The organism is Rhodococcus chondri (assembly GCF_036327435.1).
Taxonomy (GTDB): Bacteria; Actinomycetota; Actinomycetes; order Mycobacteriales; family Mycobacteriaceae; genus Rhodococcus; species Rhodococcus chondri.
On sequence record NZ_JAUZMZ010000027.1, the window covers coordinates 1 to 21,291 of the forward strand.

Genomic DNA, 21,291 nt, shown 5'->3' on the forward strand with positions numbered 1-21,291 from the left:
GACGGCCGGCGACTCGTTGTTTCGAGTTCCCACCGGCTACTTCGCGCACTTCGTCCCAGAAGACGAAGTCGACGACGACGCCGACGAAGATGTCTGGTCTCAGGTGGAGAAAGCGGAGAAGGAGGGGAAAATAGATCGCGCCTACCGCGGTGAGATCGCGATCGCAGGTCCGGAGGGAACGACCGACCTGTATATTTCTCTGCTTTGATCACCATGCAGAGCGCGCCGGTCCTGCATACTCACCTTCATAGACCCATATCGGTGACCGGAGTCTGTCCGTCACGCCTGGTGCAGTGGCAGATAGGTCGGCTCGGGTGTCCGTGCTCGGGTGCATGCGAGGTAGGGAGGCGGTCGGTGGATCGAGGGGTGCAGACCACTGCGGATACGGCGCGGGACACCATTTCCACCTACCGCGACCCCGTCTCGAAATACACCTTCGTCACCGCTCCACCACACGCTGTGCCCGACATCTGGCGCGAGTACCTCGACGGCGCTCTCGCGGCGTATACCCGCTACGGTGCCGAATCGGCCCTCGAGTACGACAAGGTCCGCGCCGGCCACAGCACGGCGCTCTTCTCCGCGGCGCTCGACGACAACGGCGTGGTGGTCGGTGGGTTGCGTGCCCAGGGACCGTTCCGGTCGTCGGCAGAATCTCATGCACCGAGAGAATGGGAGAACCCCGAGAACATCACGCGCATCCGCGAGATGATCGAAGCCCGGATCCCGTTCGGACTGATCGAAGCGAAAGCCGCATGGGTCGGCGAGGACGTGCCCGGACGGCGTGATCTCACACTCGCCGTGGCGAGGATGGGTGCACATTTCATGCACGTTCTCGGAACGCGATTCATGATGGCCACTGCCGCCGACACCGTGCTCGATCTGTGGCGCACTTGCGGGGGTGTTGTCGACGAGAGCATTCCGCACACTCCGTATCCCGATGCGCGCTACCGCACACGCCTGATGTGGTGGGACTCCACCCGGATCGACCGCTTCGGCTTCCCCGTCGGAGCCCCTCCGGGCAGTGCCCGCTCTCCGGAGCCGGAAACGACGCGATCGGAGGCCGAGTGATTCGCGGCGGGAGCCCTCAGTGGCAGCCCACGATTCTGGAAGAGTGCAAAGCGGAAGACGTCGCCGAACTCGATCGTTTGCGTTCCGATCGCACGGTGACGGTCGCCGATCGCTTGCCGGACCAGCAGCGCGCGCTGCGGGAGGTGCTGCCTTCACCCGCCGCCGATCTGCTCGGTGAACCCGCACGCTGGGTGTATTTTCCGTGGCGGCACACTCTTGTGCACATTCTGGGTCCGCGGGGTTTCCGCCGGCTTCGACTCGACCGCAACCGGAACAAACTGACCGCGCGCGAGCAGGAGCGGCTGGCAGGACGGAAAATCGGCGTGGTCGGATTGAGCGTAGGGTCCGCGGTCGCGCAGGCTCTGGCACTCGAGGGCCTGTGCGGGGAACTGCGACTCGCGGACTTGGACTCGCTCGAACTGTCCAACTTGAATCGCATTTCGGCGTCGGTCGTCGACCTGGGCGTCAACAAGGCGATCGTGGCCGCGCGCCGGCTCTCGGAGCTCGATCCGTACCTGTCGATGCCGGTATGGCCCGAAGGGCTGGGACCGGACACCATCGGCACATTCATCGACGGGCTCGACGTCGTCGTCGACGAATGCGATTCACTCGACGTGAAGGTGCTGCTCCGACTGGAGGCGGCGCGGCGCGGTGTGCCGGTGGTGATGGAGACGAGCGACAGGGGGCTCATCGACGTCGAACGCTTCGACATCGACGCCACGCCGCCCTTCCACGGTCTGCTGGGCGACATCGACGTCGCACAGCTCGCCGGTCTGACCGATCGGGAGAAGATTCCCTTCGCGCTGCGCCTGCTGGGTCCGGAGGGCATTTCGACGCGGATGGCAGCGTCTCTGCTCGAGGTGAACCGCACGCTCACGACGTGGCCGCAACTGGGAAGCGAAGTGATGCTCGGAGGCGCCACGGTGGCCGCGGTCGTCCGACGTCTGCTGCTCGGGAAACCCATGCCCTCGGGACGGGCGAGGATCGATCTCGACGCGATCCTCGACGGATTGCTTCCGCCGGAGTCGACGGTACCGCTGTCGGTGGAGACAACCGTGCAACGGGCACCGGAGGACCCGATCGACGCCGTGTTGCACGCGGCGAGTCGCGCTCCCTCCGGGGGCAACAGTCAACCGTGGTCGATAACAGTCGAGTCGGGTGAACTGCGTATCGAGGCCGGCTCCCACTTCGTTCGGACGGGTATCGACATACGGTGTCGGGGTACTTATCTGGCTATCGGGGCGGCTCTGCAGAATGCGCGGATCGCCGCCGCGGCACACGGAATGCTCGGACCGTTCCGTGTGCAGGAGCGAGCTGGAGCTGTTCCCCCGAACGACGTCGTCGCCGCTGTGCGGTTCGGAGCAGGGGCAGATCCCGAGCTTGCCGATTGCTACGAGGCGATGCTTTCGCGCGCGACGACCCGGCACGTGGGCAACGGTGCGCCGCTGCCCGGATCGGCACCCGACGCTTTCCACCGCGCGGCGCGGCTGCAGGAGGGCAGGATTCGCGTGATCACCGACGTGGTCCGACTGGATCGGATTGCCGACGTTCTTGCTGAAGCCGATCGCATTCGCTATCTCGAACCGGCCCTCCGCCGGGAGATGCTCGGGGAATTGCGGTGGCCGTCGGGCGGCGGGTCCGGCACCGGGATCGACGTCACGTCGCTCGGCCTGGACGAGGCCGAGACCGTGATGCTCGAGCTCGCGCTCCGGGAGGACGTGCTCGACCAGTTGGGGGAATGGGACCTCGGCCATGCGCTGGGGCGGCCTACCGCAGATCGGGTGCGGGCGAGTGCCGCGTTCGTCGCGGTGTTTGCGGAAGGCCCGCGGCCGTCCGATTACGTGCGCGCCGGGATGGTGGCGGAGAACGTCTGGGTTGCCGCGCAGAGTCTCGAGCTGGCCGTGCAACCCATGACTCCGGTCTTCCTCTACGCCGAGGACGGTGCGGATCTCACTGCGTTGTCGGCAGCGCAGGCGGATTCCATGGACAAGCTTCAAGCGGTTCTCGACGATGTTGTCGAGAAACCCTCCGACTGCAGGCTTGCCACCCTCCTGCGGATAACCCGCGCTCGTCCTGAACGTCCCCGAAGTGCGCGACGCTCGGATACCCTGCGAACAAGGCCCTGACCAAACTTCGTGCCCGTCAACAAATTCTTTACGGCGCAGGAGACGGACATGCCGTTGGAAAGTCTCGAGAGCCTCGTTGCCAGAGTGGCGACGCATCTCATGCCGGTCGACGTCGTATCGCACCGGGCCGTTGTGGAGACCGTGCTGCGGGATCTCGTCGAGTACTTCCAGGTGGACACCGCGTTCCTGCGCTACAACGATCATGAGATCCATGCGACCGTTCTGGTCGCCGAGTGGCCGCCGCGGACGTCCGTTCCCGATCCTGATCCGCTGGGTGTGGTGCATTTCCATGAGGCCGACCCGATCTTCGCTCTGACCGAGAACATGAAGGAACCGTCGGTGAGCCGTCCCGCGCAGTCCGGGGCCGAGTACGCCGACCGGATACGAGCGGGTTCGGGAGTTCCCGAAGTCTCCGTCGTGGCGGTTCCGTTGATCTCCGGTCACGTCACCACCGGCACCTTGGGTTTCATCAAGGCCGGCGACCGCATCTGGGACGAAGACGAGATCTACACCCTCACAATGATCGCTGCCATGCTCACGCAGGTACAGGCAAGGATCCGCGCCGAACAGGAACTCCGCGACGCCGCCTACCACGACGATCTCACCGGGTTGGCGAGCCGACGTGCTCTGCTCGAATATCTCGAAAAGCGTTTGCAGCCAGGGCAACCCGGTCCGGTCGCGGCGGTATTCCTGGACATGGATCGGCTCAAACCGCTCAACGACTTCCTCGGTCACACCGCGGTCGATACCTTCCTGTGCCGGACAGCGCAGCGTATGACCCGGGTATGCGATCCGGCAGACATGGTGGCGAGGCTCGGTGGCGACGAGTTCGTCATCGTCTTCGACGGTCCGATGTCGTTGGAAGAGGCACGCGAGCGGGCCGAAGAGCTCCGATGGGTCGTGGGAATGTCCGTGCAGCTCGGAAGTCAGGTCGTGGGCCGGGGAGCGAGCCTGGGTGTCGCAGTCGGCGAACCGGGTCGGGTCGGTCCGGTGGCATTGCTCGGCCGCATCGACGAAGCGATGATGCGTGCCAAGAGCAAGGGCGGCAACAGCGTCGAAGCGTATACCGACGATATGCGTGGCGCGAGCGAGCGCCGGACCATCATCGAACTCAATTTGCGTACGTCGATCGACGACCAGCACCTCACACTGGAGTACCAGCCCGAATTCGACCTGCGCGACGGCCGGATCCTCGGTGTCGAAGCGTTGGTGCGCTGGAACCATCCGGTGCTCGGCACGTTACAGCCCTCCGAATTCATCGAGGTGGCGGAGTCGACCAACCTCGCCGGCGAACTCGGACGCTGGGTGCTGCGCACAGCATGTGCGCAGCTGGCCGATTGGCACAGACGGATCCCGGGTCTCGAGCTGCGGATGAATGTCAATATTTCGCCGGCGCAGCTGGTGGGTATGGGCTTCGTCGAAATGGTGGAGAGCACACTCGAGGAGTTCGGTCTGGGCAAGTCGTCACTGTGCCTGGAGATCACCGAATACGTGGTGGTGAGCGATCTCGAACGTTCCCGCGCAACCCTGCGGCGCCTCGACCGCCTGGGCGTGTGCTGCGCCATCGACGACTTCGGCACCGGCTACAGCTCGCTCGCGCACCTGAAGTCGCTTCCCGTCCATACTCTCAAGATCGACAAGGTGTTCGTGCTCAACCTGCAGCGCAGCCAGAGCGATCGCGTCATCGTCGAATCGATTGTGGGGTTGGCGTCCGCCTTCGGTCTCGATGTCGTCGCCGAAGGACTCGAGTCTGTTGCCGCGGCACGCAAGCTCCTCGGCCTCGGGTGTTACCGCGCGCAGGGGTTCCTGCTGAGCAAACCCAAGCCCGCCGCTCAGCTCGAGGACTTGCTGCGCCGGAGACAGATCGAACTGCCCTGGGCAACCGCCACTCCAGACCTGTTGTGATCGGTTCCACCGCTGCGCCTCGCGGCGTCACGGGTCCGGCCGCGCCGGTTGTGGATTATGGATGTTATGCCGCCCGCATCGTCGCGACCACCCTCCGCATTCGCTCGTGTTCTGTTCAGTGCCCTGTTGGCAGCGGTACTCGTCGCGGTCGCAGTAGCGGTATGGGGTTCGCGCGAACCGAGCATCCCGATTCCCGACGGGGTTCCACCCCCTCCAGGCACCGCGCTCCCCGCCATCGACGTCGAGGGCCCAGGTCGGACCGCGGCACTGCTCCGCGACTGGGCCGCGCCGCAGGCCGACGCCCTCGGTATCCCGGTGATCGCACTCGAGGCCTACGGCCATTCGGCGGCCGTGCTCGCCGGCTCGGACCCCGGCTGCGGTCTGGCGTGGACGACGCTCGCCGGGATCGGCAGCGTCGAGAGCCGGCACGGCCGGCACGCCGGGGCGAGCCTCGGCCCGGACGGCACGGCCACGCCCGAGATCCGTGGCGTCCCCCTCGACGGAGGCCCCGGTCTCGCCGAGATCCGCGACACCGACGGCGGACGGCTCGACGGTGATCCCGTCCTCGACCGCGCGATGGGGCCGATGCAGTTCATCCCCGAGACCTGGGTGCGGTGGGGTGTCGACGCCAACGGTGACGGGGTCGCCGACCCCGACAACATCGACGACGCCGCGCTCAGTGCCGGCCGCTATCTGTGCGACCGCGGGGGAGACCTCACCACCGCCGAAGGGTGGACGAGGGCGCTGATGGCCTACAACCTGTCGGGCGAGTATCTGACCCTCGTGCGCGACCGCGCGTCGGCCTACGGCGTCGGTGTACGCCCGTGAGGTGGCGATAAGTCGGGGAGTGCAGGCGCGCCCGTGCTTCACTGCCTGGTCGCGGCGGTTACGCTGTCTCCAGCGTGCAGACCCCCGCAGCGTGAAGTCCATCGAAGGAGAATCAGCCAGTGGCCATCATTGAGCAGGTAGGAGCCCGCGAGATCCTCGACTCCCGGGGTAACCCCACGGTCGAGGTCGAGGTGCTGCTCGACGACGGAAGTTTCGCTCGGGCTGCGGTGCCCTCCGGTGCATCCACCGGTGAGCACGAGGCGGTCGAGCTGCGTGACGGCGGCGAACGCTACAACGGCAAGGGTGTGGAACAGGCTGTCGAGGCAGTCCTCGCCGAGATCGGCCCGGCCATCATCGGCCTGGACGCCACCGAACAGCGCACCGTCGACCAGGCACTTCTCGATGCCGACGGCACACCCGACAAGGCACGGCTCGGCGCGAACGCGCTGCTCGGTGCGTCGCTCGCGGTCGCCAAGGCCGGTGCCGAGACCTCCGGTCTCGAGCTGTTCCGCTACCTCGGCGGACCGAACGCCCACATCCTGCCCGTGCCGATGATGAACATCCTCAACGGCGGCGCCCACGCGGATACCGGCGTCGACGTGCAGGAATTCATGGTTGCGCCCATCGGCGCCCCCACCTTCAAGGAGTCGCTGCGCTGGGGCACCGAGGTGTACCACGCGCTCAAGTCGGTCCTCAAGAGCAAGGGCCTCTCGACCGGTCTCGGCGACGAGGGCGGCTTCGCTCCCGACGTCGCAGGTACCAAGGAAGCGCTCGACCTGATCAGCGAAGCCGTCGCCAAGACCGGCCTCAAGCTCGGCAGCGATATCGCGCTTGCGCTGGACGTGGCGGCCACCGAGTTCTACACCGAGGGCACCGGCTACGCGTTCGAAGGCAAGAACCGCACCGCCGACGAACTCGCCGACTTCTACAACGAGATCCTGTCGGCGTACCCGCTGGTCTCGGTCGAGGACCCGCTCAGCGAGGACGACTGGGAAGGCTGGGTTGCACTGACCGACAAGATCGGCAACAAGCTGCAGCTCGTCGGCGACGATCTGTTCGTCACCAACCCCGAGCGGCTCGAAGAGGGCATCGTCAAGGGCGCCGCCAACGCGCTGCTCGTGAAGGTGAACCAGATCGGCACCCTCACCGAAACCCTCGACGCCGTCGACCTCGCGCATCGCAGCGGCTACAAGACGATGATGAGCCACCGGTCCGGAGAGACCGAGGACACCACCATCGCCGACCTTGCCGTCGCCGTCGGTAGCGGACAGATCAAGACCGGTGCCCCCGCCCGCAGTGAGCGCGTCGCCAAGTACAACCAGCTGCTGCGCATCGAGGAGTCCCTCGGCGACGCCGCTCGTGACGCCGGCGAACTCGCGTTCCCGCGGTTCAATCTCGAGGGCTGACCTCCGGTATGAGTCAGCGCGGTAGATCCCGACCCGGCGCCCGCCGTAGCCGCACCGACGGTGCGGCGGGGGTGCGTCGGCCCGGCCGGGCACGCCCGTCGGGATCTACCGTCCCTGCCGAGCCCATCGCCGAAAGCGCAGGGGCCCGGCCGTCGCGACGCACCGATCCCGTGCATTCGTCGCCGGGGCGCGGACGGGCCGGCGGTGCCGGCCGTGCCCGGCCGACACACGTGGGCGCGCCGCGGCAGACGCGACGCACCCGCACGGAACGCACCTTCTTCGGGTTGTCCACCGGCAGGGCGGTCGTCCTCGCGCTCGTGGTGTGTGCGCTGGCTCTGACACTTGCGGTGCCGCTGCGCAACTACGTCAGCCAGCGCTCCGAAGCCGAAGAACTCGAACAGCAGCGCATCGCGCTCGAACAGGAGATCGCGGCACTTCGGGAGCAGAAGGCACGGATCGAAGACCCGGCGTGGGTGCGGGCGCAGGCCCGGGAACGGCTGCGTTTCGTCATGCCCGGCGACATTCCCTACCAGGTGCAACTGCCCGGCGATGCTCCGCTCGTCGACGAGGAGAAGGCGCCGGAGCTGCCGTCGACCGGCGCCTGGTACAGCGACCTGTGGGCGTCGGTGTCCGAACCGCCCCCCGAACCAGAGACCGACCCCGTGCCACAGCAAATGCCCGTGGCACCCCCAGAACCAGGAGATATCCCCGGGTGACCGATCCCGTTCGGCAAGAAGACCTCGACGCCGTCGCCGCCCAGCTCGGGCGCGAGCCTCGCGGGGTCCTCGCCATCGCGTACCGCTGCCCCGACGGCGTTCCCGGCGTCGTGAAGACCGCCCCGAAACTGCCCGATGGCACCCCGTTCCCGACGCTGTACTACCTCACCGATCCGCGGCTCACCGCGGAGGCGAGCCGACAGGAATCGGCCGGTGTCATGCGGGAGATGACCGAACGCCTCGGCACCGACCCCGAACTGGCGGCCGGCTACCTGCGCGCCCATCGGTCGTATCTGGACGAGCGCAATGCCATCGAGTCGCTCGGTACCGACTTCACCGGTGGGGGCATGCCCGACCGCGTCAAGTGCCTGCACGTGCTGATCGCGCATTCCCTCGCGAAGGGCCCGGGTGTCAACCCGCTCGGCGACGAGTCGGTTGCGCTGGCCGCCGACGCCGGCCTGCGCGGCACCGCTGTCCCCGCGGACTGGCCCACCTACGCAGAACTGCGCGGAGAAGCCGGGTGAGCAGCACTCGTGTCGCCGGCATCGACTGCGGTACCAACTCCATTCGTCTGCTCATCGCGGATATCGCCGCGGACGGCACCCTCACCGACGTGACGCGGCAGATGCGCGTCGTCCGGCTCGGTCAGGGTGTCGACTCCACCGGGCGACTCGCCCCGGAAGCCATCGAGCGCACCCGAATCGCACTGGTCGACTACGCCGACCTCATCCGTGAAAGCGGTGCGACCGCGGTGCGCATGGTCGCGACATCCGCGACCCGCGACGCGCAGAACCGCGAAGACTTCTTCTCGATGACCCGCGAGGTACTGGGCGCGGTCGTCGCCGGCGCCGAAGCCGAAGTGATCACCGGCGACGAGGAGGCCCGGCTCTCATTCACCGGTGCCGTCGGCGAACTCGACGCTGCGCGTGGACCTTTCGTCGTCATCGACCTCGGTGGGGGATCCACCGAAGTGGTGGTGGGCGACGAAAACGGTGTGCATGCAGCGTATTCGACCGACATCGGCTGTGTCCGGCTCACCGAGCGCTGCCTGCACGACGATCCGCCCACCGCCGAGCAGGTATCGCAGGCACATGCTTTCGCGGAGGACAAGATCGCCGAGGCGCTCGCGCGTGTACCCGTCGAGCAGGCCCGCACATGGGTCGGTGTCGCGGGAACCATGACCACCCTCGCGGCGCTCGCCCACAGGCTCGACGAGTACGACCCCGCCAAGATCCACTTGTCGACCGTGCCCTTCGACCGCCTCCGTCAGGTGTGCGACGGACTTCTCGCCGCAACCCGCGAGGAGCGTGCGGCTTTGGGTCCCATGCACCCGGGTCGGGTCGACGTCATCGGCGGCGGCGCGATCGTCACCACCGTGCTCGCCGAAGAACTCGGCCGCAGAGCCGGGATCACCGAACTTGTCGTGAGTGAACACGACATCCTCGACGGCATCGCCCTCTCGCTCACGCGCTAGGGTATTGCGTCGGCCCCCATAGCCCAATTGGCAGAGGCAGCGGACTTAAAATCCGCCAAGTGTCGGTTCGAGTCCGACTGGGGGCACCACGGCGTTCCTACCCGAACCGGCACGGACATGTCGGCGAGCCGGAACCGATGGTTGCACCTTGCCGACGCGTGAACGCGTGTGTTGCGTTGGTCACCCTACTTTCCCGCTCGGCGGAATCATGGAACCGAACGCTGTCCGGACTTCCTGATCTGAGTCGGATCGCATTCGCCGCCTCGAGCGGCGCCGACGCGGAAGGCCGATTCCACTATGGAGCAACCCGATCCATTCGCACCGACAACGCTGGGGCCGGTCGAACTGCGAAACCGGTCGTCAAGGCAGCCACTTCGGAGGGTCGCTCGCCGGACGGCCTGGTCACCGACGATCTCATAGACTTCCATCTCGACTTCGTCCGCGGCGGAGTCGGGATGACCACTGTCGCCTACTGTTGCGTCGCACCCGAGGGTGCCAGCGCGCCCGGGCAGATTCTGATGAATCGCACAGCCCTGCCCGGACTGAAGAGGATGACCGATGCGATCCATGCCGCCGGCGGAGCCATCTCCGCGCAGCTGGGCCACGCAGGAGTGGTGGCGTCGAAGAAGATCACCGGTGTCACCGCAGTCGGTCCGAGCAGGTTTTTCAACCCGTCATCTTTCGAGTTCTGCCGTGAGATCGAGCGGCACGAAATCCAACAGGTGATCGACCAGTTCGGAGCCGCTGCTCAGGTGGCGGTCGAGGCGGGTTTCGATGCCGTCGAACTCCACTTCGGTCATCTGTATCTGCCGAGTTCGTTCATGAGCCCCTGGACCAACAGACGCAAGGACGAATACGGCGGCAGTATCGAAAACGCACGCGGTTCGCCCGCGAAATCGCGCAGCGCGTGCGGGAAGTCGTTGGTCACCGGATTGCCGTCGTCGCCAAAATCAGTATGACGACGGTATTCGGGGGAGTATCTGGCTCGACGAGTCGATCCGATCGGCCCAGCTGCTCGACCAGGATCGCAATCTGGACGCGATCGAGCTCACGCAGGGTGCGTCGGTCCTTCATCAGATGTATCTGTTTCGCGGCGATGTTCCGATCGACGAGTTCGCATCGGTTCAGAAGCAGCCCTTCAAGGCGGGCGTGAAGCCCTTCGGCAAGAAGGTGTTCGGTGAGTACCCCTACCGGGATCTGTACATGCTCGACTCGGCACGACAGTTCATCCCGGCGATGACGCACTCGAAGCTGATCCTGCTCGGTAGGATCAACGATTTCGACCACGTCCGAACGAGATTGGACGAGGGTTTCGATTTCGTCGCGATGGGCCGGGCCCTTCTACGCCAACCGGACCTGGCCGACAAGATGCGCGCCGACCGCTCCACGAAGGGCCTGTGCAACCACAACAACAAGTGCATGTTCACCGTGTACGGCCGAACTCATTGCGTGCTCGAACCGGAACCGGCACACCTTTCCGAATCGTCTTCGGCACAGTTCGCGGTCGAACCGAGCCAGGGAAGAACCGAACCAGGGATATCGAACTCTTCCAGACCCAGGGCACAACCTGACGGGCGTGTCCGAGAGCCGGCATGTCGAACCACAGGAGATTCGGATGAGTCCACGTATACCCGTCACACCCATCGACACCTCGGAGATCGACACTTACGACCGCGAAACCGACGTCTTGGTCATCGGTTACGGCTGCGCGGGCGCCGCGGCCGCGTTGGAGGCCGACGCGGCAGGAGCCCAGGTCATCGCTACTCGAGCGCCAGAGCGGTGGTGGCGGATCGTCGACTTTGTCGGGCGGAGAGGTGTACCTCGGCGGCGGCACCCCGATCCAGGAGGCGTGCGGGTTCACCGACACCGCCGAGGACATGGAGAAGTTCCTGCTCGCTGCACTCGGCCCGGACGCCGATCAGGCGAAGGTGGGCCTGTACAGCCGAGGGAGCGTCGGGCACTACCAGTGGCTCGCGGACCATGGGGTGCCGTTCAAGCCGTCGCTGTGGGAATCTCCTACCTGCCTACCTGGGTGCCACCCACCGACGACGGACTGATGTGGATGGGCGAGAACGCCTACCCGTTCTACGAGATCGCCACGCCCGCACCGCGCGGGCATCGCGTGACATCCGAGGGCTTCGGCGGCAAGGTGCTCATGGCAGTGCTTTGCGAGGCCGTCGAGGAGAGCGCTGTCGCAGTGCACACCGATACCTCGGTGCTGCGTTTGATCCGTAACGGCGACCGCGTGGTGGGAGTTGTGGCCAGGCACTTCGGTGAGACGGTTACCTACCGGGCCCGCCGCGGGGTCGTCCTCACCACAGGAGGCTTCGCGGACAACGTGGAGATGCTCGCGCAACACGCCCCGCAGCTGGTGGGTCTCGCGGTCACCAGTGATGGCGGTGACGACGGTCGCGGGATCGTGATGGCGCAGGCCGCCGGTGCTGCGGTCAAGCACATGTCCGCCGGCCAGGTCGGCATCTCGCTGGTGCCGGGCATGATGGTACGGGGCATGATCGTCGACAGCCTCGGGCGTCGGTTCATCAACGAGGACGTCTATCCGGGCTTGGTCGGGCAGGCCACGCTTTTCGAACATAACCTCCACGTGTGGGTGATCCTCGCTGAGGAGGCATACGAGGAGGTTCCGGTCGACGAACGGTGGGGGGTGCAGCCACATTTCGTCGCCGAGACGCTCGAAGAACTCGAGCGCGAGATCGGGATGCCCGAGGGCGCACTGCAGACCACCGTCGGGGAGTACAACCGGTTCGCCGAGCACGGCGAGGACCCGTACTTCCACAAGTCGGCGCGCTGGCTGCGACCGTTACAGGCACCATTCGCCGCAATCGACGTTCGTCGCGGTGTGTCCCCGCCGGAGTACGGCGACAATGTCGGAGCGGGAGGCGCCGAGGTGTTCACGATCGGTGGCCTGCGGACCACCGTTGACGGCGCGGTTCTCGATCTGGGCGATGAACCGATCCCGGGTCTTTTCGCCGCGGGCGTGTGACTTCCGGGCTGCACTCCTGGGGTTACATCAGCGGCACCTCGCTCGGTGACGGTACGTTCTTCGGCAGGCGCGCGGGTATCGTCGCCGCCACCGAAAAGCCCGACGTGTAGTAGGCGCCGCCGCCGCAGTACCTGTGCAGGGTGGTGATCGAGTTCAGGGGAATCAGCACATCGGTGGGTGAATGCCATTCGTACACCGGGGCATTCGGAATCGACGCAAGCTTCTCGACACTGTTGTCGTTCAGCACCTCTCGCACGGGCGGGTTGTCGAGCAGTTCCATACCGACGGCGGGGTCGGCGCCGTCGGCGATGCTCGGGCCGGCACCGGAGGTCAGGATTTCGTTGGTGCACGCGCTGGCAATCCGGTCGCGTAGTTCTCGACCCGACTGGGTCAGCTGAGAGCTGATCGGCATCCGGTCCATGGCGCGGCACTCAGGGCCGGCCTGACCGCGGACGACGCGGCCCGCCGCTACAGTGCGCTGCTCTGTCCCGAGCTGTACCACCTACTCACTCCGATCCATTCCGTTCGGGCGGGTCGGGGAGCTGTGTCATGTCTGTCGCGACGGCACCCAGGACCGGCATTGGCGTGTTCAGGGGGCCTGGGCGGTTCGGTGTGATCGCGGCCGATTCGACGGCCGACCATAATGGGCGCCCCCGGGGTGGACGGAATTCAGCCCGAGGGTCGCGTGGATGCACCCCAGGGTGCGTTGGTGCCGCGTAGCCCGCAGGTCACAGTCGATGTGTCTTGCCGCCACCAGAGAGGACCAGTCCCATGGCAGTTTCGTTCCTCACCCCTTCGGTCACGATTCCGATCGGAACGGGCCGCAGAAGCATTCAGCAGTCGGTGTCGTTCCCGCGAAACGTGCGACGGGCCGGGGTCGCCCTCAACGGCTTCAAGCTCGACTACGACTCCGACGATCACCACATCAACATCGTGGAGGTGGACACCGATCTCGTTTCCGTCTCGGGCGCCACGGTGACCTTCCGCGTCGAATGTCACTACGCCGACAAGAATTTCGACGATAAGTACGGCGGCTATGTCACCGCCCTCGTCATCGCCGAAACCGATTGATCGACAGGCACCGTCCACGCCGGTCGCGCCGCCGCCCACGCCCAGCCCGCCCCTCGAGGGCTGGTAACGGCCCGGCAGGTGAGGCCGGCGGGGACCGATCTGTACCCCGTCCTCGGAGCTGCGCGTGAATCAGGCCATCGCGGTGGTGTTGTCGGCGGTGATCGGCGCGGCTGTGCGTTCGCCACGACCGGCCTCCAGCTCGAGGGGGTGCGCGATCAGTGGAGCCGCCAGGAGCGGACCGAACGCGACCGGGACCGCGAAAAGGAGCGGATCCACTACCTCGATCCGCTCTGATGGTCTCCGCTGAGGATCTGCTGAGCAAGCTACGCAGCCTGCAGGTCGACCTGGGTCAGCGAGCGACGTTCTGGCAGGAAGCCTTTCGCCGGTTCAAGGATTGGGATCGAGCCGACGTTGCGCAATTCGCGTTCGACTGCAACGGTTATGATGCGCGCGCGGTGACCACGCTCTACGTCACCGCGACGTATCTGGCCCGGGCTCGGAGGATCCGCTCGGACCTGCCCTTCATCCAACTCGGGCCTCGCGACGACAGGTCCTGCTGGACCGGCTCACCGCCGTGCGGACCGCGTTCGGCGGCGAGTGGGGACTGTGGGAGGAGGTGCAGGACTGCATCGGTGCGTACGTGACGAACCCGGACGGGACACTCATGGACTACAAGGCTTTTGTCGCCAACTCATCGACCGCTGGGATCACATCTGGTTCACCCGCCTGATCGATTTCTACAAGGACGCTCACCTCAGGCAGGACACGGAGATTCCGCGGGTGATAGCCGCACTGGCGGAGCTCATCGAGTTCGCAGGCGCCGCTTCGACGCCCCACCGGCCCTGACCGGCGCTCATTGACACCTCGGGGGCCCCGCACCTGGTTGAGCGCCCCGCGCCGGCCGGCTGCCGCAACCGCAGACAACCGCGTTGTGGATGCTCCTCCGGACGCTTCTCAGCTCAGGTGTAACCATTGCCCGATCGAGGGCACCTTGTGCTCGTCGACGGCAAACACCATGTACCAGCCCGGCGGTGCAAGGTTGGCATTGGTGGGCAGATGCAGGGTCACCGCTCCGCCTGCTCCGGCCGTGAAGGCGACGTCGACCAGGCGTTGCTCTGTGTCGCAGGAATGTGTGCAGGCGCTGGGCCGGACGAGGCTGAACGACTGCGGCGCGCCGGGGCCGTGCACGGTCGCGGTCACCGTTCCGCCGTAGTTCACGCCGGTGGTGGCTAACTCGAGTGTCGGCCGCTCACCGTGGAACAGATAAGGCGGCCAGTACATTTCGATACGCAAGTCTTCGGTCTTGCGGGCCGGATTCGATCCGGCGGTGACCACCTTCCCGTCGGGGGTCAACAGCGCGACCGAGTGGTAGAGCCGGGGTACCCGAGAAGCTGCGGTGTGTGTCCAGACCCCTGTGGTGGGATGGTAGATCTCGGCGTGGGGCGGTGCGCCGTGCGCCATCTCCTCCATCGCCGAGCCACCGGTTGCAAGCACCGTGCGGTCGGGCAGCAACACCGCGCTCAGGTGCATCCGGGCGTGCATCATCGGTGGGCCGGCCTGGTACACGGGCGCTCCATCGTCGAGGTCGACGATTCGGGTGTCGGCGAGCGCGGGTGCCGGGCTGTGCAGGTCGAAACCACCGCCGCCGAGGATCATGACCTTCTGATCCTGGGCCGGGGGTAACAGCACGCTCGCGGCCTGGTTCCGTGAACCGGGATCGGCCAGGCCTGCAACGATCGTGGTTTGGCCTGTGCCGAGATCCCACAGCGACGGTCGCATACCGTTGTTGCCGCCGTATTGGCCTCCGGTATAGAAGATCCGGCCGTCGGCGAGCAGAAACAGGTGTGCGTACATCGGTAGCGGACCGGGGGACGGCAACGCGGGCCAGGTCGAGGTCGCGCCGTGGTATCGCTCGGGGATCACGGAGAGGTGGTTGTCGGCGCCGAGCCCGGACACCGCGACCACGTCCCCGTCGGCGAGGGTGACCAGCGACGGGTACCAGCGCCCGTACGCCATGTGCTGGGTCGGGGACCACGCCATCGTGACGGGGTCGAAGATCAGCGCGTCCTTCAGGCCGTAGAACGGGTCGTATCGTTCGGTTCCGCCTGCCGCGAGCAGTCGCCCGTCGGGAAGGAAGCTCTGGCCTACGCAGAACAGGTCGATGGGGGTGTCCGGCGCGTCGAGGCCGGGATTCGGATAATGCCAGACGCGGGTCCGGAACTGTTGTGCTGCATGCTGATCCGCATCGTTTCCGGAGCCTGCGAAGAAGAGCACGTCGCCGGTGCGCAGCAGCGCCGCATGCACGGGATTGATCTCGGTGCCGAAGTCCAGTAGTCGCCAGAGGCCCATGTCCTGCGCCTGATCTACGTCCACGACGAGTTCGACCAGGCGCACGTATCCGGTGTTGAGCTGGGGTGGATTGTCGACGGTCAGCACCACCAGCTCCGGACGGGCACCGTCGCCCCGGTCGAGCACGGTCACCCCGGCACCCTGGTTTTCCCAGAACCCCCAACCAGGGATCCGGGACCACACACTCCAGCCGTCGACGGCGTGACCGGAGCCGTCCAGCCCCCAGCCGATGGTGTAGAGGCCGGCATTCTCGCCGGCCGGATTGTCCACCGCGAACACGATGAGCTCGGGCCGGCCGTCGCCGTCGAGATCGGTTACGGCGATGCCCGCGCCCTGGTTCTCCCAGCCGTACCAGTCCGGCACGGCCACCCACGGCGTCCAGCCGCCGGTGAGTGTTCCGTCCCGTGTCAATCCCATTCCCAGCCGGAACTGTCCGGTGTTCTGGCCGGGTGGGTTGTCGACGACGAGGACGACGAGCGTGGGCTGCCCGTCGAGGCTCGTGATCGCGATGTCGGCGCCTTGGTTCTCCCAGCCGTACCAGTCGGGGATCGCCGTCCAGGGCGTCCATCCTCCGGTGACGGTTCCATCGGCGGCCAGGTCTCGGCCGACGCGGAAATATCCGGAATTCTGGCTCGGCGGGTTGTCGACGACGAAGACGATCAGATCGAGCGAGCCGTCGCCGGCGAGGTCTGCCACGGCGATACCGGCACCCTGGTTTTCCCAGCCCCACCAATCGGGAATCGTGATCCACGGTCCCCAGTCGGCCACGGTGCCATCGGCGGCCAGGTGATGGCCGACTCGGTAGAGCCCGTCGTTCTGGCCTTGCGGGTTGTCGACCATGAGGACGACGACATCCGGATCGCCGTCGGCGTCGATGTCGGCAACCGCGATGCCGCAGTCATGATTTTCCCAGGCGTACCAGTTCGGAACAGCCACGAAACCGCCGGCCATAGCAGCCTCCCTCGGCGAGCAGCGTAACAACGGCCCAACGGAGTTCGCGGTGGAACCGAGCGGGAACATCGATCTCGGCGCTTCGGGTCGTCGGCCGCATCTCCGGCATTCGGCTACAGGAGGCCCCGGACGGCGCCAGCGAAACGGTGTTCCTCGACAGCTGCCGCTCCGACCGGATCAGCAGTTCGACGGGGGCGCCGCGCCGGCGAACCGGGCTTCGAGGAAGTTCAGAGCGCCGGGAAGACCGATCGCGGCGGCGGTGAGGTGGTCGGGGCTCGCAACCTCCTCGGACTGAACCGGCAGCCCGGCGTCGCAGTACCTGCGCAGGGTGGTGGTGATCGAGTTCAGGGGAATGAGCACATCGGTGGGTGAATGCCATTCGTACACCGGGGCATTCGGAATCGACGTGACCTTCTCGACGCTGTTCTCGTTCAGCACCTCTCGCACGGACGGGTTGTCGAGGAGTTCCATACCGACGGCGGGGTCGGCGACGTCGGCGATGCTCAGGCCGGCACCGGAGGTCAGGATTTCGTTGGTGCAGGCGTTGGCGATCCGGTCGCGTAGTTCTCGACCCGGCTGGGTCAGCTGAGAACTGATCGGCATCCGGTCCGGGTATTCGCGTTCGAGTCCGAGCGCCGCTGCCATCGCAAGGCCGAACGCGGGGTGGGCCGATTCGCCGAGTCCCTTGGCCATCTCGCCGATGTCCATGGGTACGCCGCCGTACGCGCTGCCCGCGAGTTCGAGTTCCGGCGCGTAGGTCGGGGCGAGTGCGGCCGCCATCGCGGTGGCCATGCCGCCGCCGGAGTAGCCCGCCATCCCGACCGGGCTGTCGGCGAGCCCGAGCGGGGTGAATCGCTGTGCAGCCCGGATTCCGTCGAGGGTGATCTGTCCGCCAACTTTCGCGGCTCCATAGGCGCTGTTCGGTCCGAGATGGTCGGGCACCGCCACCGACCAGCCTCTCTGGATGGCGATGAGCAGGCCCGGTGATTCTCGGATACCGCGGAGGGGATTCGAGGCGTACAACGCGGTCGACGGTGCGCACTGGAGGCCGAGGGCGTTGATGATCGCCTGGTACGAGACCAGTGGACGGCCGGGCGCAGCATTGCGAGGCGACAATACCGTCGTCACCGCCGAGATCGGCCGCCCGCCAGAGTCTGTCGACCGGAACTTGATCTGCACGGTATCGGTATCGGGGAATCCCAGCGGCGTCGGCGCAGCGCGTGCCTCGAGGACGTCACCGGGTTGCCGCTCCCCGAGGTCGGCCGGAGTACCGAAAAACGCGTCCTGGAGGGCAGCCGGATAGACGATGGGGTTCGCGCCTGCAGGAGGCGTCGCAACAAGGAGCGCGGTCGTTGCGGTGGCTGCAACCGCCATCGCGGCGCGGACCTGCCGTACCGGGAGCCGTGTAATTCTCGGGCGCATCTCGTCTTCCTTGTACTGCTCAGCACCCATCGGTATTCCGGCCGATCCGGATCACCGATCGGCGTCCAGTGCTGGTGGTGCGCCGGTAGACGGCGGCACCCGAGGTTATCAAAGGCTCAACCGATTTCAGGCCGTACAACCGTATGGTCAGCGGTTCTCCGCCAGTTGTATGACGCAAAAATAGTGCCGCGAATGCTCTTCGAAGTGATCTACTGGCTCCGACAAATCCACGAAAAGGGGGGAATAAATGACCGTACGACCCTTACGACGCATGGCCGCTTCCACTTTTGTTGCCGCCGGCATGCTTGCCGGACTCGCTGTGGGCGCTGGACCGGCCACGGCGGACACTAGCGAGATTCCGATGAACCGGTGCTGGGGCGTCAGTCCCTACATTCTCGACCAGCCGTACGCACCGGCCCGCCTGTTCGGTTGGCAGCAGGTGCCGGGCAGGATCGAGCTTTCCCTTCCCGACGTATCCAGCCTGTGGTTCTTCGCCGGCGGCTACCGGTCCGACGTGCGGCTCGACTGGCACAACCGCAACACCGGTGCGCGCGGCACGGTCCTCGACTCGGTCAATGTCGGCTACCCCGGCAGTGGGGTTGCGCGCTTCGACGTCGACTCCGGCCCGGGCGAGGTCGAGGTCACCGTCAGCGCGGTCAACAGTATTCCGTTGTGGAGCATCCCGACCACGTCGTGTGGTGGCGTCGTACACGTTTGGTGACCGACGCAGTCAAGCAGCGGCAGGCCGGCGACACGTGCACCGGACAGCGCGTCCGTGCGCGTCGTCGCCGAGCCGGCCGTACTCGTCGCACTCGCCGCAGGTGGGTGGCAGCGGTCGCCGGCGGATCGGCAGGCCCCGCCACAGGCGTAGCCATCCGTGCACGTGCAGCATCGGATTCGACTGCCGGTGCGCGTTTTTGGCCGCCTGCGTGAGTGATTCGACGCCGTGCACGTCGACCAGAGCGAGTATCTCGGATGTCTGTTCCGATTTGATACCGGCATAGGACGCGACGAGACCCGCTGCCGTGGTGGTCGATTCGAGATCCGCGAGCTTCTGCGACGACACCACGTCGTCGTGTGTTTTCGTCCTTGCCATCTCGCGCGGGTCCAAGCCCGCGGCGGGGGATTGTTTTGTTCGGCGATGATCTTGGCGCAGTCGTCTGCAGCGTGTCGACGGAACGCGGATCCGGGTCGGCTCCTTGTCAAATCCCCGGTAGTGCGGTTCGATCCCCTGGGTATCGGGTTCGCAGACATGGGTGGGGGCACATGGGCATCGGTTGTGTAGTGCCACGCGGGTCGAAGATGACGTTGGCCGCGGTAACAGTGCTCGCCGGTGCGGTTGTGCTGTTGCCCTCTGCCGGTGCTCAGCCGGCAGGCAGAACCGAACTTCCGTACGCGTCCACCTCACCGCTCGCGGATCGGGTGCTCGGTTCGGTGGTCTCGATATCGGCACCGCTGCCACCGGAGGTGGGTCCGCGCCCACCCGAATGCGACCGCGTGTCGTATCTGCGGTGGAGGTCGGCGGACGGCCCGGCCGAATCGGTGGACGCCGACCGCGTTCTCGTCGCCCAGCCGGGAATCTTCGAGGGCGCGGGCGCATTCGAGAGCGTCGCCCGCAATACGGTCGTCGCGGCCGCCGAAAGGGGTGCGCACGTCGAGTTCTGGGCGCTCGACAGGCGATCGAACTGCCTCGAAGACCACACCGGGGTGCAGGCGGCCCTCGCGACCGGGAATCTGGACACGGCCACCGACTACTACTTCCACGGCGCCGACATCGACGGCGCACGTTTCGGGGGGCATGCAAGCGGCGCCGACGTCGCGTGGCTCGCGCACGTCGGACTCGAACAGACTTTGCGCGACCAGTACGACATCCTGCGACACGAATTCCCCGACCAGGCAGTGCGCAAGGAGAAGGTGCTCTGCGGAGGACATTCGATGGGCGGATTCATCACGGGATACTTCGCGGAGTGGGACTTCGACGGTAACCCCGGCACCACCGACGATGCCGGATACAACCAGTGTTCCGGCTATTTCGCGCTCGACACCGTGATACGGGCCGGTTCACCGGCCCCGGTGGGGGCGTCGCTTCCCGAACTACCCGACGAGTTGGCCGCGTCGCTCGCGGCGACCACGGGCTCGGCTGCCGCGGTGAGCCCGGTACTGCAGCTACCGGCGGTCATCAACCCGGAGACGACGAATCTTCTTTCCCTGACCGGACTTGCCGCCCGGCTCGATCCCGACGGCGTCAACGAACTTGTGGCGCGGATGCCCGTCAATTCCAATGTGGATTGGACGCTGCGCACGCTGTTGGCGAAGGATTACACGATGTTCGCGACCGGGGAACCGGATGTGCGGACCCTCAATGCGACGAACGAGGCTGTGCTGGGCGCGATCCTCGACGACAACTCCCAGCCGCTGGGTTTCCTGCAGGCCAGCGTCGGGTTCCTCACGGGAGGACCGGTTCAGGACAAGCACTTTCCGGTTCCGGGAACGCAGGAAACGTTGGCATCGGGCGCCTTCGGAGACGCCCCGAAGGCGTCTCCGGCGGTGTATCGGCCGGATGTGCTGTACAGGTGGCTGGACTACGACGAGGTCGGTACCGCGGCGTCCTTGCCGGACGAGGCGCGCTACACGAACCGCGCGAGTGAGGTGACATCGATCGGTGAGTTGGCGCGGAACCTGTCCGAGCCGCCATTGGACTTCACGGAGTGGTACTTCCCGATGCGGCTTCCGTCGGATCTCTCGCAGACGTCCGCGCCGCAGCGCATTCACCGCGACGGCGTCGCACGGAACCCGGTACTCACACTGCAAGGCAGTGGAGGGATCTCGCTACCGCCGTCGGGTCACCCGGGGGATGTGCCGATCGTCCTGCCCGGCTACAACCACATCGACGTGCTCACCGCGGCTGCCGATCAGAACGACGGCCGCGCGGAACCGGTGTCGCGAGCTCTCGCGGAGTTCGCGACCCGGTGAG

17 protein-coding genes, 1 tRNA gene and 2 pseudogenes are annotated in these 21,291 nt (G+C 66.3%); 15 read left to right on the forward strand and 5 right to left on the reverse strand.

Annotation, left to right across the window (positions count from 1 at the left end; genetic code table 11):
* The 12 genes and pseudogenes from Q8814_RS07055 to Q8814_RS07110 all read left to right on the forward strand — a co-directional run.
* A pseudogene (locus tag Q8814_RS07055) lies at positions 1 to 208 on the forward strand (hypothetical protein); the annotation flags it as partial.
* A gap of 158 nt (positions 209 to 366) precedes the next feature.
* A complete protein-coding gene (locus tag Q8814_RS07060; RefSeq protein WP_330151309.1) occupies positions 367 to 1,068 on the forward strand; it encodes a hypothetical protein in 702 nt (233 codons plus the stop codon).
* Complete coding sequence (locus Q8814_RS07065; RefSeq protein WP_330151310.1) at positions 1,065 to 3,194, forward strand: Rv1355c family protein; 2,130 nt, start codon at positions 1,065 to 1,067, stop codon at positions 3,192 to 3,194. The genes Q8814_RS07060 and Q8814_RS07065 overlap by 4 nt, the downstream gene beginning before the upstream one ends.
* A gap of 48 nt (positions 3,195 to 3,242) precedes the next feature.
* Positions 3,243 to 5,099, forward strand: coding sequence for a putative bifunctional diguanylate cyclase/phosphodiesterase (locus Q8814_RS07070; RefSeq protein WP_330151311.1), 1,857 nt, complete (start codon positions 3,243 to 3,245; stop codon positions 5,097 to 5,099).
* A gap of 66 nt (positions 5,100 to 5,165) precedes the next feature.
* The gene (locus Q8814_RS07075) at positions 5,166 to 5,927 is read left to right on the forward strand and encodes a lytic transglycosylase domain-containing protein (protein ID WP_330151312.1); all 762 of its coding nucleotides are present in this window, start codon (positions 5,166 to 5,168) and stop codon (positions 5,925 to 5,927) included.
* Positions 5,928 to 6,046: 119 nt separating this feature from the next.
* Positions 6,047 to 7,333, forward strand: a complete 1,287-nt coding sequence (gene eno / locus Q8814_RS07080; protein ID WP_330151313.1) for a phosphopyruvate hydratase — start codon at positions 6,047 to 6,049, stop codon at positions 7,331 to 7,333.
* An 8-nt stretch (positions 7,334 to 7,341) separates the two neighbouring features.
* On the forward strand, positions 7,342 to 8,049 hold the full coding sequence (locus tag Q8814_RS07085; RefSeq protein ID WP_330151314.1) for an FtsB family cell division protein: 708 nt from the start codon (positions 7,342 to 7,344) through the stop codon (positions 8,047 to 8,049).
* Complete coding sequence (locus Q8814_RS07090; protein ID WP_330151315.1) at positions 8,046 to 8,573, forward strand: DUF501 domain-containing protein; 528 nt, start codon at positions 8,046 to 8,048, stop codon at positions 8,571 to 8,573. Before Q8814_RS07085 ends, Q8814_RS07090 begins: the two co-directional genes overlap by 4 nt.
* Complete coding sequence (locus Q8814_RS07095) at positions 8,570 to 9,523, forward strand: Ppx/GppA phosphatase family protein (RefSeq protein ID WP_330151316.1); 954 nt, start codon at positions 8,570 to 8,572, stop codon at positions 9,521 to 9,523. The genes Q8814_RS07090 and Q8814_RS07095 overlap by 4 nt, the downstream gene beginning before the upstream one ends.
* 12 nt (positions 9,524 to 9,535) lie before the next feature.
* Positions 9,536 to 9,612: transfer RNA gene (locus Q8814_RS07100), tRNA-Leu, on the forward strand.
* A 208-nt stretch (positions 9,613 to 9,820) separates the two neighbouring features.
* A pseudogene (locus Q8814_RS07105) lies at positions 9,821 to 10,987 on the forward strand (NADH:flavin oxidoreductase); the annotation flags it as partial.
* A gap of 151 nt (positions 10,988 to 11,138) precedes the next feature.
* The gene (locus tag Q8814_RS07110; protein ID WP_330151317.1) at positions 11,139 to 12,524 is read left to right on the forward strand and encodes an FAD-binding protein; all 1,386 of its coding nucleotides are present in this window, start codon (positions 11,139 to 11,141) and stop codon (positions 12,522 to 12,524) included.
* A gap of 22 nt (positions 12,525 to 12,546) precedes the next feature.
* Here the strand turns inward: Q8814_RS07110 and Q8814_RS07115 are convergent, their stop codons facing one another.
* Positions 12,547 to 12,936 carry a lipase family protein gene (locus Q8814_RS07115; protein ID WP_330151318.1) on the reverse strand — a complete coding sequence of 130 codons (390 nt, stop codon included), beginning with the start codon at positions 12,934 to 12,936 and terminating at the stop codon, positions 12,547 to 12,549.
* Between the two features lie 359 nt (positions 12,937 to 13,295).
* On the opposite strand from Q8814_RS07115, the gene Q8814_RS07120 reads away from it, so the two are divergent.
* Positions 13,296 to 13,595: a hypothetical protein gene (locus tag Q8814_RS07120; RefSeq protein ID WP_330151319.1), complete on the forward strand. Its 300-nt coding sequence runs from the start codon at positions 13,296 to 13,298 to the stop codon at positions 13,593 to 13,595.
* Positions 13,596 to 13,724: 129 nt separating this feature from the next.
* Here Q8814_RS07120 and Q8814_RS07125 read toward each other — a convergent pair whose 3' ends face one another.
* From Q8814_RS07125 to Q8814_RS07135, 3 genes are all read right to left on the reverse strand, one after another.
* Positions 13,725 to 13,871: a hypothetical protein gene (locus tag Q8814_RS07125; protein ID WP_330151320.1), complete on the reverse strand. Its 147-nt coding sequence runs from the start codon at positions 13,869 to 13,871 to the stop codon at positions 13,725 to 13,727.
* Between the two features lie 678 nt (positions 13,872 to 14,549).
* On the reverse strand, positions 14,550 to 16,895 hold the full coding sequence (locus Q8814_RS07130; RefSeq protein WP_330151321.1) for a galactose oxidase-like domain-containing protein: 2,346 nt from the start codon (positions 16,893 to 16,895) through the stop codon (positions 14,550 to 14,552).
* A gap of 177 nt (positions 16,896 to 17,072) precedes the next feature.
* Positions 17,073 to 18,317, reverse strand: coding sequence for a lipase family protein (locus Q8814_RS07135; protein WP_330151341.1), 1,245 nt, complete (start codon positions 18,315 to 18,317; stop codon positions 17,073 to 17,075).
* A 361-nt stretch (positions 18,318 to 18,678) separates the two neighbouring features.
* Here Q8814_RS07135 and Q8814_RS07140 point away from each other — a divergent pair, with 361 nt between their 5' ends.
* Positions 18,679 to 19,038, forward strand: coding sequence for a hypothetical protein (locus Q8814_RS07140; protein ID WP_330151322.1), 360 nt, complete (start codon positions 18,679 to 18,681; stop codon positions 19,036 to 19,038).
* A 9-nt stretch (positions 19,039 to 19,047) separates the two neighbouring features.
* Here the strand turns inward: Q8814_RS07140 and Q8814_RS07145 are convergent, their stop codons facing one another.
* Positions 19,048 to 19,413 (reverse strand): hypothetical protein, encoded by a 366-nt coding sequence (locus Q8814_RS07145; protein WP_330151323.1) that lies wholly within the window; start codon positions 19,411 to 19,413, stop codon positions 19,048 to 19,050.
* Positions 19,414 to 19,601: 188 nt separating this feature from the next.
* On the opposite strand from Q8814_RS07145, the gene Q8814_RS07150 reads away from it, so the two are divergent.
* Positions 19,602 to 21,290: a hypothetical protein gene (locus Q8814_RS07150; RefSeq protein WP_330151324.1), complete on the forward strand. Its 1,689-nt coding sequence runs from the start codon at positions 19,602 to 19,604 to the stop codon at positions 21,288 to 21,290.
* Position 21,291: the final 1 nt, after the last annotated feature.

What these genes read in the sequence shown, in the direction of transcription:
- Q8814_RS07070 (WP_330151311.1), top strand. Translation starts at nt 3,243, where the DNA reads ATGCCGTTGGAAAGTCTCGAGAGCCTCGTTGCCAGAGTGGCGACGCAT.
- Q8814_RS07075 (WP_330151312.1), top strand. Translation starts at nt 5,166, where the DNA reads ATGCCGCCCGCATCGTCGCGACCACCCTCCGCATTCGCTCGTGTTCTG.
- Q8814_RS07085 (WP_330151314.1), top strand. Translation starts at nt 7,342, where the DNA reads ATGAGTCAGCGCGGTAGATCCCGACCCGGCGCCCGCCGTAGCCGCACC.
- Q8814_RS07110 (WP_330151317.1), top strand. Translation starts at nt 11,139, where the DNA reads ATGAGTCCACGTATACCCGTCACACCCATCGACACCTCGGAGATCGAC.
- Q8814_RS07115 (WP_330151318.1), bottom strand. Translation starts at nt 12,936, where the DNA reads ATGCCGATCAGCTCTCAGCTGACCCAGTCGGGTCGAGAACTACGCGAC.
- Q8814_RS07120 (WP_330151319.1), top strand. Translation starts at nt 13,296, where the DNA reads ATGGCAGTTTCGTTCCTCACCCCTTCGGTCACGATTCCGATCGGAACG.
- Q8814_RS07130 (WP_330151321.1), bottom strand. Translation starts at nt 16,895, where the DNA reads ATGGCCGGCGGTTTCGTGGCTGTTCCGAACTGGTACGCCTGGGAAAAT.
- Q8814_RS07135 (WP_330151341.1), bottom strand. Translation starts at nt 18,317, where the DNA reads ATGCGCCCGAGAATTACACGGCTCCCGGTACGGCAGGTCCGCGCCGCG.
- Q8814_RS07140 (WP_330151322.1), top strand. Translation starts at nt 18,679, where the DNA reads ATGAACCGGTGCTGGGGCGTCAGTCCCTACATTCTCGACCAGCCGTAC.
- Q8814_RS07145 (WP_330151323.1), bottom strand. Translation starts at nt 19,413, where the DNA reads ATGGCAAGGACGAAAACACACGACGACGTGGTGTCGTCGCAGAAGCTC.